11 protein-coding genes are annotated in these 13,381 nt (G+C 68.8%); 6 read left to right on the top strand and 5 right to left on the bottom strand.

The window, feature by feature from the left end; translation table 11 throughout:
* Positions 1-1,333: 1,333 nt before the first annotated feature.
* From ABD793_RS22055 to ABD793_RS22040, 4 genes are all read right to left on the bottom strand, one after another.
* Positions 1,334-2,773, bottom strand: a complete 1,440-nt coding sequence (locus ABD793_RS22055; RefSeq protein ID WP_344862879.1) for an FGGY-family carbohydrate kinase — start codon at positions 2,771-2,773, stop codon at positions 1,334-1,336.
* Positions 2,770-4,107 carry an MFS transporter gene (locus tag ABD793_RS22050; RefSeq protein WP_344862877.1) on the bottom strand — a complete coding sequence of 446 codons (1,338 nt, stop codon included), beginning with the start codon at positions 4,105-4,107 and terminating at the stop codon, positions 2,770-2,772. Before ABD793_RS22050 ends, ABD793_RS22055 begins: the two co-directional genes overlap by 4 nt.
* 78 nt (positions 4,108-4,185) lie before the next feature.
* Positions 4,186-4,977 carry a DeoR/GlpR family DNA-binding transcription regulator gene (locus ABD793_RS22045; RefSeq protein WP_344862875.1) on the bottom strand — a complete coding sequence of 264 codons (792 nt, stop codon included), beginning with the start codon at positions 4,975-4,977 and terminating at the stop codon, positions 4,186-4,188.
* A gap of 7 nt (positions 4,978-4,984) precedes the next feature.
* The gene (locus tag ABD793_RS22040) at positions 4,985-5,596 is read right to left on the bottom strand and encodes a histidine phosphatase family protein (protein WP_344862873.1); all 612 of its coding nucleotides are present in this window, start codon (positions 5,594-5,596) and stop codon (positions 4,985-4,987) included.
* A 106-nt stretch (positions 5,597-5,702) separates the two neighbouring features.
* Here ABD793_RS22040 and ABD793_RS22035 point away from each other — a divergent pair, with 106 nt between their 5' ends.
* Genes ABD793_RS22035 through ABD793_RS22010 form a run of 6 tightly spaced genes read left to right on the top strand, consistent with a single transcriptional unit; the run spans position 5,703 to position 11,727 of the window.
* Positions 5,703-6,386 (top strand): HAD family hydrolase, encoded by a 684-nt coding sequence (locus ABD793_RS22035; RefSeq protein ID WP_344862871.1) that lies wholly within the window; start codon positions 5,703-5,705, stop codon positions 6,384-6,386.
* Positions 6,387-6,388: 2 nt separating this feature from the next.
* On the top strand, positions 6,389-8,077 hold the full coding sequence (locus ABD793_RS22030; protein ID WP_344862869.1) for a dihydroxyacetone kinase family protein: 1,689 nt from the start codon (positions 6,389-6,391) through the stop codon (positions 8,075-8,077).
* Entirely contained in the window at positions 8,077-8,532 is a 456-nt protein-coding gene (locus ABD793_RS22025) for a ribose-5-phosphate isomerase (protein ID WP_344862867.1), read from the top strand. The genes ABD793_RS22030 and ABD793_RS22025 overlap by 1 nt, the downstream gene beginning before the upstream one ends.
* Positions 8,533-8,590: 58 nt before the next feature.
* Entirely contained in the window at positions 8,591-9,631 is a 1,041-nt protein-coding gene (locus ABD793_RS22020; RefSeq protein WP_344862865.1) for a 2-hydroxyacid dehydrogenase, read from the top strand.
* Positions 9,628-11,076: an FGGY family carbohydrate kinase gene (locus tag ABD793_RS22015; RefSeq protein ID WP_344862863.1), complete on the top strand. Its 1,449-nt coding sequence runs from the start codon at positions 9,628-9,630 to the stop codon at positions 11,074-11,076. The genes ABD793_RS22020 and ABD793_RS22015 overlap by 4 nt, the downstream gene beginning before the upstream one ends.
* Complete coding sequence (locus ABD793_RS22010; protein ID WP_344862861.1) at positions 11,077-11,727, top strand: class II aldolase/adducin family protein; 651 nt, start codon at positions 11,077-11,079, stop codon at positions 11,725-11,727. It begins immediately after the preceding gene.
* 45 nt (positions 11,728-11,772) lie between these two features.
* On the opposite strand, the gene ABD793_RS22005 is transcribed toward ABD793_RS22010, so the two are convergent.
* Positions 11,773-13,206 carry an MBOAT family O-acyltransferase gene (locus tag ABD793_RS22005; RefSeq protein WP_344862859.1) on the bottom strand — a complete coding sequence of 478 codons (1,434 nt, stop codon included), beginning with the start codon at positions 13,204-13,206 and terminating at the stop codon, positions 11,773-11,775.
* Positions 13,207-13,381 lie beyond the last annotated feature (175 nt).

Below are 13,381 nucleotides of genomic sequence, written 5' to 3'. Positions count from 1 at the left end.
ACCCGCCCACCACGCCAGCCAGCCCCGACCCCGTCTCCAGCCACGACCCGGTTCCCCTCCCATCCCCGGCTCCGGCCCCGGTTCCCCATTCCCGGCCCTGGCTCGGTTCCCATTCCCGGCGCCCCGGGGGCCGGGCACCCCAGGCCCGCTGCGCCTCACGGCCCGCCGCAGCTCTCGCATCCGCGCCCTCCGGATCGCTGCGCCCTCCGGATCGCTGCGCCCTCCGGACCCGCTGCGTGCTGCTCTTGCACGCGGAACCTTCGCCCCGCCGAACCTCCAGCGTCGCCGCACTTTCAGGCCGCTACGCTTTGCCGCTTGCCAAGCCTCCAGGCCTGCTGCGCCCCCGTCCCGCCCCAAGACCGCTGTGCTCCGCGTCGCGCTGGGTCTTGAGGTCGGCGGTCTCGGGTTCGTTGCAGCCCGAGTGCGTCCGCGGCTCGGGGGCCACCGTGCCCCGCGTCGCGCTGGGTCTTGAGGTCGGGGGTCTCGGGTTCGTTGCAGCCTGAGCGTGTCCGCGGCTCGGGGGCCACCGTGCCCCGCGTCGCGCTGCGCCTCGAAGTTTGCCGTCCCCGGCCCGCCGCAGCCCTAGCGCCTCCGCGCTTCCGGGGGGCGCTGTGCCCGCGACGCGCCGCACCCCTGCCTGCCCAGTCCCGCCGCGCCCAGACCCACCGTCACCCACCACAGATGCGCACCCGCGGCACTGACCCCGCCGACGCCCAGTCCTCATCCCCGGAAACCCACTCAGCGACCGATCATCGACTCGCGCCGGAATCCCATCGAAGCCTCGCCCCGTTCGAGGAAACACTTCGCAATCCACAGATCCGCCTGCGTTTCACAAAGCCGCACGTCGCGCTTCGTCGATTCGACCAAGCCCGGCTTGGGTCGTGTGTTGTGTGCCGTCGATTCGACTGAGCGTGGTTTCGCCCGCCCGCCATACGTCGCCGACTCGGCCCATGCCGCTTTCGACGCATTGGGCGTCGACGATCCCACAGCATGCGGCTTTGCCCTGGGCGTCGTTGATTCGGCCGGGTGCGGCGTCGGCCAGGTGCCACGTGCCGGTTGTCCTCGGCGTGGCGCTAATTCGGCGCTGTCAATTCGGCGACATGTGGCTTTGGCAGCGCGCTGAACATCGCCGATCCAACGCCACATGACCTCCAACGCCACATGACCTCGGTCAGGCCCTGGGCGCCGCCGGCCTGTCGGCGCACGCCTTCGGCCGACCGACACCGCATCGACTTGACCCGACCGAGCCCAACCCGACTTGACTCGACTCGCCCCTGGCCCGGCCCGTCCCTGGCGCGGATGCTGGCCGCTCGTCGGCTCGATTCTGGTGCTGTCATCTCACGGTGGTCGAGTACAGCTCGTCATCTATCCAGCCTCGGTCGTGCAGTGCGCGGCAGAATCGGTGGTACGAGGCCGTCATTGCCGACTCCTCAGCTGGCAGTGGCTCGACCACCGACCCTTCCGGCATATCCTCGTGCAAGGCTCGCAGCCCACCCGGCGAGACGGCGGCTGCGGCGAGCAACGCCGCGCCGTACCCGGTTTCCGCGTGTGGCGCGACCCGCATTGCCAGCCCGGTGACCGTCGCTCGAATTGACGTCCATAGTGGACTTCGACTTCCTCCGCCCGCGGCGAGCAGTGGGCCCTGCACCGTGATCCCCAAACGCCGCAGGTGGTCCAGCGCCAGCCGCTCGACGAATGCCACCCCCTCCAGTCGTGCGCGGTGCAGTTCGATGTCATCGACCGGGGCGCCGACCATGAACCCTTTCGCGTCGCCGTGCGCGAACGGAAACCGCTCACCATTGCGCCGCAACGGAAACGTCACCATACGTGCCGGTCCACGCGCTGTCGCGGCAGCGTCGAGATCGGCCAGCCCGGCAGTGTCCGAAACGGACTCACCACCGGTGTTCGACGCACCGCCCGGCAGCCACCAGCCGTCCGGATGCCGGTGGCTGTACATCACCCCGGTCGGATCCGGCACAAGGGACTCCGTGACGCCCTTCAGCACGTACGTCGTCCCGAGAATGCCGACGAAGCGTCCCGGCTCCACCGCGCCCGCGGCGACCTGACCGGCGCAGCCGTCCGTCATCCCGGCCACGACGAGGCAGCCAGCCGGCAGCCCGGCCACCGCCACCGAGACCTCACCGAGCACGCTCACCGGTGCGACCACGGTGGGCAGCATCGTGTGCGGAACCCCCAGTCCGTCGAACACCTCGTGCGGCCATTCACCCGCCAGCGGGTCGTAGCCGCTCTTCAACGCATGGGACCAGTCCGCGGCTACCACGTGCCCGGTCAGGTTCGCGGCAATCACGTCCGCGGTGTGCCGGATGGCGACCGCGTCCGTGTGTTCCGCCAGCCATGCGATCCGTCCGAGCGCCGCGGTCGGCGAGACACCGGAGCCGAGCGCATGCCACCGGTTCGCGCCCAGCTCCGCTGCCTTCGCGTTGTGGTCCGCGCCGCGCCGGTCGTCGTACATCAAGGCGGGCGTGACCGGTTCCCCGGTCGCGTCGACCCCGACGATCGTGCCCGAGGTCGCTGCGATCGACACTGCCGCGACCTCTGCGCCACGGCCTGGCAAGGCGGTCGTGACCTCAGCCACCGCGGCCGTTACCGCGGGCCACCACGCCGACGGGTCTTGTTCGCTGCGGCCATCACCGGAGCGCACCGGAGGCGGCAACGCCGCCGCCGCCGTGGCGAGCACCGACCCGCCGCGCACCGCGAAGGCCCGGACCCCCGCGGTCGCGACGTCGATGCCGATGGTGACCTGTTCGTTCACGTCGTACTGACCTTCTGCCCGACCTCTTGCAGGCTGCCGTCCGCCGCAATCGCTTGCTCGGTTTCCTCAGGCAGTTTCAGGAATCGCACCAGTACTGCTGCCACCAGGTACAGCGCGGCGAAGATGATGACCACCCCGGCGGCCCCGGCCGGGCCAAGGAACAACGACACGATTGCCGGACCCACGAAGGCCGCCGCACCCGCGCCGAGGTTGAGCAACGCCATCGCGCCGCCCTTGTGCTCCGGCGCCAGTGACGGCAGTAGCGCGGAGATCGGCACGAACCCGGCCAGCGTCGCACCGTAGAGCGCGCCGACGATCAGCGCGAGCCAGTAGTACTGCGCGCCCATCGCGATCGGCACGAAGTACAGCAGCAGGATCGAGAGCGCGCAGCCGATCGCGCCGAACCAGAAGATGGTGGTGCGCCAACCGATCCGGTCGCTCAGCACGCCGAAGATCAGATTGAAGAAGATGTTCGTCCCGTAGATCACCGACACCAGCAGCAACCAGCGGCTCTCGCCGAAACCGATCTGTGAGATGAAGATCGTCGGGAAGAACACCAGCATCCCGAATTCCGGTGCGGTGTTGATCACCCGCACGACCATCCCGATGCCCACACGCGGTTTCCGCCACGCGATGGACACGCTGGACACCAGGCTCTGCACCGGTTTCACCTCGGGCGGTGCGAGTCGACGGTAACCGGTACGTTGCCGCACGCCCAGCACTGCCACCAGCCCGCCGATGCCGAGCAGCACAACCGACACCCACAGTGTGCCGTAGTGCCCGACCAGGGGGTTGGTGAAGCTCGCAACCAGCGCGCCCAACGTGGGCAGCCCACCGGTGAAGGCGAAATAGAACCAACCGACCGCCGCGCCGAGCCGGGCGACCGGAGCCACCGCGGTGATCCACACCAGGAAGCCGAACGCGAACATCGGATACCCGAATCCGCGAAGGCCGTAGCAGATCAGCATTGCCGGATAGTTGCCGCCGGCGAGGCCGAGGATCAGGAACAGCACGTCGAACACCAGCCAGATGGCCAGGCCGATCAGCATCACGCGCCGCGGCCCCCACAGCTCGGACAGTGCACCGGACAGCCACGAGGCCAGCATCACCGCGACGCCGTACACGGTGATCACATACGAGGCCTTGATTTCGGTGCCTGCCCCGTTGTCCGCCATGTACGGCGCGATGAAGCCCGATTCCACGCCGTCGCCGATCATGAAAAGGAGCAGGCCGACATAGCCGAGGAACAGGGGCGCGGGCAAACCCCAGCGCGTGAGCAGGCGGCTGAAGCCGCTGCCTGGTGGGGACAACTCCGCTGTTGCCGACTCGTTCATACACGCCTCCATGACGTCGAGATCGAAGATATCATGGACCGTGTGAAGTTCCCAGGCAAGAGTGTTAGATGAACCCGTTCAGTCGATGTCCTCCGCGATCTCCACCGTGACCCGGCTGCGCAGCTCGTCCGCGTACTGCGGATCGATGTCCTGATCCACGATCAGCAGGTCGTACTCGTCCACCGGAGTGAGCCGGTGCAGCGCGGTGCGCGACATCTTGCTGGCATCCATCAACAGCACCTTCTGCCGTGCGCTGGCCAGCATGGCCCGCTTGATCATCACGATCTCGGGCTCCTGGTGGAAGGTCATCTGCGTGGTCATCGCCGAGGTCGACACGAACGTGATGTCCACCGAGAGCCGTTCGATCGCCTCGATGCTCTGCATGCCGAGGAAGGAATCGTGGGTGTGCGAGTAGTCGCCGCCGATGCAGATCAGCCGCAGCTCGTCCACGCCCTTGAGCACGTCGAGCGCGGCCAGGTAATTGGTGGCCACGGTCAGCGGGGTCACGTCCACCAGCAGCCGGGCCAGCGCGAGGGCGCTGGTGGAGTCGTCGAGCAGCACTGACATCCCGGGTTCGACGTGCTCCACCGCGTTCATCGCGATCAGCCGCTTCGCGTCGGCGTTCGCGTTCAGCCGGTACTCGGCGTTGCTCTCGAACACCGTGGACGGCATGGCCGACACGCCGCCGCGGTATTTCCGGAGCAGGCCGCGCCGCGCCAGCTCGTCGATGTCCCGGTGCACCGTCATCATGCTGACGTTCAGCAGGTCCACCAGCTCGCCGATGGTCGCCGAGCCGTGGTGGAACACGTGGTCGGTCAGCCTCTGCTGACGGCTCTCCCGGGAGTGCGGGACGGTTTTTTCACTCGGCATGCGGTGATTATCCCTTGTCCACCGGGAGGTTGAAGCGCACCAGGGCAGTTCGGTCACCGGTCACCTCCACCTCGGTGACGGCGGCGTTGTCCAGCCGGGGAAATACCGTGCGATAGGTGGCGAGCGGAATGCCGAGCAACCGGCACAGGCTGAGCCGCAGCAGCGTGTTGTGCGCGACGACCAGCGCGGTTCCGGTGGTACGGGCGGCGATCTCGCGGAGCGCCCGGGTGCCGCGCTCGGCAGCTTCGGCCGGATTGTCGGCTCCGGGGAACGCGCCGGCGACCGGGTCTTCGAGGAATCGCTCGACGGCGTCCGGATCCGTCCGGCGCAGCTCGTCGCGAGTCCGCCCCTCGGCAATCCCGAAATGGGTTTCGCGCAGGTCGTCGACGATTTCCGGAGTCAGGCCGAGAGCGTGGGCAGTCGCTTGGATCGTGTTCCTGGCGCGCTGCCGGGGAGAGCAGAACAATGCATCGGGCTTCACTCGTTGGGCGTACGTGGCCAGTGCGGCGGCCTGCGTCCGGCCCTTCTCCGTCAGTGCGACCTCACTGCTTCCGGCGTAGCGGTTTTCCGCGTGCCACTCGGTCTGCCCGTGCCTGGCCAGCAGAAGCCGTGTTCCCACCGTCGCCCTCCCTTGTCGTGTGAACACCCTTGCCAAGATCTCAGATCGATTGTTAACTTAACATTGCTCGTGTGAAGCGGGCTCGCTCTCTGAAGGGATCTGGTGCATGACACTCAGCGCGGTGGTGTTCGACCTCGACGGTGTCCTGGTCGAAAGTGAACACCTCTGGGAGGAGAACTGGGCCGCCGTTGCCGCTCGTCACCGGGTCGAGTGGACTGCCGAGGACACCGCTTCGGTGCAGGGGATGAGCGCGCCCGAGTGGGCCGCGTACCTGGCCCGTCGGTGCGGAGTACCGGAACGCGCAGGTCAGGTGGAGTACGCGGTGGTCGACGGCATGATCGCCTCGATTGACGACGGGCAGGCGCCGCTGCTTTCGGGCGCTGGAGAAATGGTGCGTGAGGTCGGTGCGAGGGTCCCCATCGCGCTCGCGTCGTCGGCCGCGCGGCGGGTGATCGACGCCGTTCTGCAGAAGCACGGGCTCACCCATGAGTTCTCGGCGACCGTGTCCAGTGCGGAAGTCGCGCGGGGCAAACCGAGCCCGGACGTCTACCTCGAGGCGGCCACGCGGCTCGGCAAGTCCGGCGGTGAATGCCTAGCTGTCGAGGACTCCAGCAACGGCATCCGCGCTGCAGCCGCGGCCGGGCTCACTGTCATCGCACTGCCGAACCCCACTTATCCGCCGAAGCCCGATGCCCTGGAGCTGGCCGGAGCCGTGGCGGAGGACAACGACGACGTTCGCCGGAAGCTGCTGGCCTGTCTGGCCGGCGAGCCGGTGGCCGCGAAGGACTGATCATGACCACTCTCGGTTCCCCGGACACCTTCAAACAGCAGTGGCTGGACGGGTTCGTCACCGCGTACGGCCGCACGGTCCGCAAAGTGCCGGATGCGTACGGCGTCGTCCGCCGTGCGGAGCCGGAGAACCCGGGCAAAGTCTCCGTCGTGATCGGCGGCGGTTGTGGGCACTACCCGGCGTTCGCCGGGCTCGTCGGGCCGGGCCTCGCCGACGGGGCCGTGGTCGGCGACGTGTTCACCAGCCCGAGTGCCGAGCAGGTCTACCGCACCGCACGAGCCGCCGACAACGGTGCCGGGGTGTTGTTCGGATTCGGGAACTACCAGGGCGATGTGCTCCACTTCGGCCTCGCTGCACGCCGGCTGGCCGCGGAGGGCATCGCGAGCCGCACCATCTTGGTCACCGACGATGTGGCGAGCGGTCCGGCGACCGAACCCGAGCGGCGCCGTGGTGTTGCGGGCGACTTCCTCGTGTTCAAGATCGCCGGTGCCGCTGCAGAGCGGGGATACGACCTCGACGCGGTGCACGGGATCGCGGCGAAAGCCAATTCCCGCACCCGGACGTTTGGTGTCGCATTTGGCGGCTGCACGCTGCCGGGTGCCGCGCAGCCGCTGTTCACCGTCGCGGATCAGGAAATGGCGGTGGGCCTCGGTATCCACGGCGAACCCGGGGTGCGCACCGTGGGCCGGTTGTCCGCCGCGGAGCTGGCCGACGAGCTCGTCGACGGCCTGCTGCCCGAGCTTCCGGAGGGAGACGGCCGGGTGGTCGCACTGCTCAACGGGCTCGGACGAACCAAGTACGAGGAAATGTTCGTCACTTACACCCGCGTGCACGAGCGGCTGGCGCAGGCGGGGTTGAGCCCGTTGCACACCGAGGTCGGGGAGTTCGTGACCTCGCTCGACATGGCCGGGGTGTCACTGTCCATCCTGGTGCTCGACGACGAGCTGGCGGAGCTGTACGCCGATCCGTGCGATACGCCTGGCTATCGCAGCTCCGGAGCCAAGCTCGCGGCGGTTGATCTGGAGTCCACAGTAGACGGATGGATGGTGGACGAGGAACCGGGCACGAGCGTGGTGGACCGGGTGCTCACCGCCGCGTTGCGCAGTATCGAGGAGGAAGAGGACGAGCTGGGCCGGTTGGATGCCGTCGCGGCCGACGGCGACCACGGACTGGGTATGACGCGCGGTATGCGGGCAGCGGTCGCCGCAGCGCGGCGGGACCCGGACACCGTGTCGGGTTCCCTGCTCGCCGCGGGCACCGCTTTCGCGGACGCGGCAGGTGGCGCTTCCGGGGCGCTGTATGGAGTTCTGCTCGCGGAAACGGGTGCCGGATTGAGCGGCTTGGCTGCTGAGGAGATCACCACGGTGGCGCTCGCCGATGCGGTCGACGGCGCGGTCCGGGCGTTCACCGAGCTGGGTAAGGCGCAGCCGGGAGACAAGACGATGCTCGACGCGATCGAGCCGTTTCGGATCGAGTTGCGGAACCAGGCCGGTGAGGCCGTTGCGCAGGCTTGGCAGAAAGCCGCCGCGGCCGCGGTGACCGCAGCGGAAGAGACCGCGCAACTGCGGCCGGTGAAAGGACGCGCGGCGCGGCTGGCGCAACGGAGTCAAGGCCATCCGGATCCGGGTGCGGTGTCGTTCTCGCTACTGGTCACGGCCGTCGGCGAGGAACTGGGAAAGGACGGGAACTGATGCGCATCGTGGTGGCGGCGGACAGCGCCGGGGCCGAGTTGAAGAACCAGCTGCGCGATCTGCTGCGGGCCGATGAGCGCGTGGCCGAGGTGACCGACCTCGGGGTGCCCGATGCCGAGGACGACCGGGCATACCCGCTGCTGGGGCTTGCCGCGGCGGAGGCCATCGCCAGTGGCGAGGCTGACCGCGGCGTGCTGGTGTGCGGTACCGGGATCGGCATGGCGATCTCAGCGAACAAGGTGCCGGGCGTTCGTGCGACCGTTGCCCACGACTCGTACTCCGCCGAGCGGTCGATCAAGTCGAACAACTGTCAGGTGATCACCTTCGGTGCCCGTGCGGTCGGGCCGGAGGTGGCGAAGAAGATCGTCGCCGAATGGGTCGGCTACCGATTCGACCCTGACTCGGCCAGCGCGAACAAGGTCGCACACATCACCGACTACGAGAACGCCCACTGAGAGAGCCCACGCGCCTGTCCTGGCGCACAATCGGCACAGAGCGAGTGAGGGAGCAGAGTTGCACATTCTCGCTGCGGGAGACCACTTCGTCAGCCCCGGCCTGCTGGCCGGCGCGGTTCGCGCGGAACTCGGTGGTGAGCACGAGGTCGCCGAGCTGACCCTGCCATGGCCGGTGGAGCCGTTCGGCCCGGTCGGTGCCGTGCTCGAGGCCAGCGGCACCGAGGAACAGGTGATCGAGGCGCTGGCCGGCGCCGAGGTCGCGGTCACGCAGATGGCGCCGTTCACCAAACAGGTCTTCTCGTCCGCACCGGGGCTGAGGCTCGTTTCGGTCTGCCGGGGCGGCCCGGTGAACGTCGACCTCGCTGCGGCGACCGAGGCTGGTGTTGCGGTCACCTACGCACCCGGCCGCAACGCCGGCGCGGCCGCCGAGTTCGCGGTCGGGATGATCCTCGCCGCGATGCGGCGGATCGCCACGTCGTCGGCGGAGCTGCTCGCCGGCACCTGGCGTGGCGACTACTACGCCTACGACCAGGCCGGGCTCGAACTCGGTGGTACCACGGTCGGGCTGGTGGGCTACGGCGCCATCGGCTCGCGGGTCACGAGGGTGCTCGCCGCCTTCGGCGCCGAGGTGCTGGTGGCGGACCCGTACGCGGATCGCGCCGCGGTCGAGGCCGACGGCGCCCGGCTCGTGGAACTCGACGACCTGCTGCGACACAGCCGGGTGGTCAGCCTGCACGCGCGGTTGACCGAGGAGACCCGGCACCTCATCGACAAGAGCAAGCTGGACCTCCTGCCGCAGGGTGCCGTGCTCGTCAACACCGCGCGGGGTGGTCTGCTCGACTACGCCCCGCTCCCGGAGGCCCTGCATTCCGGCCGGCTCGGTGCGCTTGCGCTGGACGTCTACGACGTTGAACCGCCGCCGGCCGACTGGGCGTTGCGGGATGCCCCGAACGTCATAGCGACACCGCATCTGGCCGGTGCGAGCCGGCAGACCGCGGAGCGCGCCGCGGCCATCGTTGCCGCCGAGGTAGGCCGGTACGCCCGTGGTGAGCGGCTCGCCAACCTGGCCAATCCCGATGTGCTCCGGCGGCAGCCGTGATCGTCGGGGTGGACATCGGGACGTCGCTCACCAAGGCGGTGGTCTTCGACGAGGACGGCAGCTCGATCGCGAGCGCGTGCGCCCCGTCGGAGGTGCACCACCTCTCGGGCGGCCGGGTCGAGCAGGATCTGGATCACGTGGTCGGAACGGTCGCGACCGTTGTGCGCGAGGTCGCCGCTGCCTTGCCGGAACCGGTGTCCGCGCTCGCGCTCACCGGACAGGGCGACGGCCTGTGGCTGCGGGACGAGACCGGCGCCGCCGTGCATCCGGCCATTTCGTGGCTTGACGGCCGCGCGAACACGGTGCTGGCCAAGTGGCAGGCTGACGGTGTTGCCACCGAGGTGTTCCGGCGTACCGGTGCCGGCATGTTTCCCGGTTGCGCGGGCGCTCTGCTGTCCTATCTCGACAGTCATGAGCCCGAGGTGCTCGACCGCGCGGTAGTGGCCGGATACTGCGTCGACGCGGTACTGCAACGGCTGACCGGTGAGATCACCGTCGACGTGTCGGATGCGTCTTTGCCTTTCCTCGATCCGGCCACCCGCCGTTATGACGACCACGCGATCGAGGCCTGCGGTCTCGCCCACCGCCGGAATCTGCTGGCTGAGCCGGCGCAGCCGAAGGCGGTCTTCCGGCTCGATTCCCGTGGTGCGGCGTTACTCGGTCTGCCCGTGGGGCTGCCGGTCACCGCCGGGCCGTTCGACCTGCCGGCCAGCGCGATCGGCGCGGGCGTGCGGCGGCCGGGCGACGGCATCCTCACCGCGGGTACCACGCTGGCCTGTCAGGTGCTCACCGACGATCCGGCTTTCGATCGCGAAGGTGAGCCGGCCGGGATGTTCCTGTGCACGCCGGACGAGCACGAGTACCTGCACGCGATGCCCGCCATGGTCGGCACCGCAGGCATCGACTGGGTGTGCTCGTTGCTGGGCATCGGGGTCGAAGAGATCGATCCGCTGCTGGCGAGCAGCGAGCCGGGAGCGCGTGGGGTACGCGCACTGCCGTTCCTTTCGGTGTCCGGGGAACGTGCGCCGTTTGTCGACGCCGGTGCGCGGGCGCAATTCTCCGGGCTCAGCCTCGAAACCGGTCGGGCCGACGTGGTGCGTGCGCTGTGCGAATCGATTGCCTACGCCGCACGGCATTGCTTTGACGCGGCGGGCCTGTCCGGGAAGCTCTACGCGTGTGGCGGCGGAGTGCGCTCACCGGAGTGGCTCCGGATTTTCGCCGATGTGCTCGGCCGCCCGATCGTGATCCCGAGTGATCCCGGCGTCGGTGCCCGTGGCGCCGTGCTCACGGCCGCGGCGGCGCTCGGGTCGCCGTTCGACCGGGACCGCTGGGCGGAGCACTCGCGCACGGTCGAGGTTCGGCCGGAGAATGTGGCCGGATACGAGCGCGGCTACGGCGATTACCAGGCTGCCCTGTCCGCCGCGCGCGGACTGTGGAGGCTGTGAATGATCCTGGAGAACGAGCGGGCTGCGGTCTGTGCGTACGCCCGCAGGCTGACCGTGGACGGGCTGGTGGTCGGCACGTCCGGCAACGTCTCGGTACGTGCCGGAGACGCGGTGGCGGTGACCCCGACCGGAGTCGGGTACGCCGGTCTCACCGCGGCCGACATTCCGGTGGTGGACCTGGACGGCAAGGTCGTCGACGGTGATCTGAAACCGACCAGCGAGCTGCCCATGCACCTCGCCGTCTACACCCGGGCCACCGATCCCGGCGGCGCGCCGGTGAACGCCGTGGTCCACACGCACTCCGTCCACGCCACCGCGGTGTCGACGCTGGTCGACGAGGTTCCACCCATCCACTACATCCTCGCTTCGATCGGCCCGACCGTGCGCGTCGCCGAGTACGCAACCTACGGCACGCAGGAACTGGCCGACTCCATGCTCGCCGCCATCGCCGGTCGCCGGGGGTGCCTGCTGGCCAACCACGGCACCGTCACCTTCGGCGACAACCTCGGCGCTGCGTACGACCGTGCGCAGCAGTTGGAGTGGGTATGCCGGCTGTGGCTGACCGCGCGTTCCGTGGGTAGCCCGCAGCTGTTGCCGGAAGAGGAGGTGGCCCGAGTCGCCGAGAAACTGAAGGGATACGGGCAGCGGTAGACCACTCCGAGGCAACGCCACGGCCGGAGGCTCGTGGGTCGTAGCTCAGAACTGGTAGTACAGGAATGGGCTGAATGTCCCTGTGGCCACGAGGATTGCTGCGTACACGAGGCCGACTGTCATCACGCCGATGCGTAGGGCTGTTGCGGGGCGGGTGCGGGAGGATTCGAGCAGGGGGCCGGTCACCGGGTGGGCGGGGAGGGCGAATACCGCCAGTGCCGCGATCAGGATGACCAGGCGTTGATTCGTCAGGGCGCTCTCCACGACGTCGCCGAGGCCGCTGAAGTCCGGGATCAGCATGTGGCCGATCATGGCCAGGGCGTGGCCCAGATCGGACGCACGGAAGAACACCCAGCCGAGCACGACCAGGAGCAGCGTCAGTACGCGGCGGGCGACGCGGGCGATCGGGTTGGCCGGGGTGCCGCCCAGGTTGAAGCGGCGCTCGATGACCAGCAGGGCCCCGTGGTAACAGCCCCAGACCAGGAACGTCCACTGCGCGCCGTGCCAGAAGCCGGTCAGGACGAAGACGATGCACAGGTTTCGGTAGGTCTTTCCGGCGCCGAAACGGTTGCCGCCCAGCGGGATGTAGACGTAGTCGCGGAACCAGCGGGACAGCGACATGTGCCAGCGCCGCCAGAATTCGGTGATCGTGATCGACGAGTACGGCCGCGAGAAGTTCTCCGGCAGCCGGAAGCCGAGCATGCGGCCGAGGCCGATCGCCATGTCCGAGTAGCCGGAGAAGTCGAAGAACAGTTGCAGTGTGTAACCGATCGCGCCGAGCCACGCGGTCGAGAAGGTCATCTGGTTGGGCGGGGTCGCGAAGCACGCCTCGACCATCGGGCTGAGCGAATCGGCGACGATGGACTTTTTGCACAACCCGAGCGCGAACCGCGGGAATCCGGCGGCGATGTCGTCGAGCCGGTGCGAACGGTGCTGGGGCAGCTGGTCGGCGATCTCCCGGTACCGCACGATCGGACCCGCCACCAGCTGCGGGAACATCGCGATATAGGCCGCGAACGACACCGGATTCCGCAGCGCTCGCCGCTCACCGCGGTAGATGTCCACGACGTAGGAGATGTGGTGGAACGTGTAGAAGGAGATGCCGATCGGCACCACGAGGTTCGCCACGCCGAGGTCTCCGCCGAACCAGTGCGCGACGGCCGCGATCTGCTGGGTCGCGAACCCGGCGTACTTCCAGATCACCAGGACCAGCACGTCGAGCGTGACGACACCGATCAGGATCCGCCTCCGGCGCGTGCCGCGGATGTCCCACGGGCTGGGCTCGAGCGCGGGCCCGGCGAGGAAGTTCACCGCCATGCAGAGCAGCAGCAGGAACAGGTACGGCCCGGCGCCGATCGTGTAGAACAGCAGGCTCGCCACCGCGACGATGCCGTTGCGCCAGTTGCGCGGGCACACCAGTACCGCGACCAGCACCGCGGGCATGAAGTACCACAAGAACAGCGGCGAAACGAACGACATCGGTGACGGACCCCCTCGGTTCCGGAGGTGACCTTAGCCCGAGCGGGTGGCCTGGCGGTCCGAAGCCCGACGGATCACAGCGCGAATCACCGAGTGTGACGACAACCCGATACGGCGAACGAATACCGAAGGCGCTGGCCGACCCGCCCACGCGGCTCCGGCGCCACGAGGATGA

The organism is Amycolatopsis ultiminotia (assembly GCF_039536925.1).
Lineage (GTDB): Bacteria > Actinomycetota > Actinomycetes > Mycobacteriales > Pseudonocardiaceae > Amycolatopsis > Amycolatopsis ultiminotia.
Note: the sequence above shows the minus strand (reverse complement) of the source record. Positions and strands in the feature narration are given on the sequence as shown.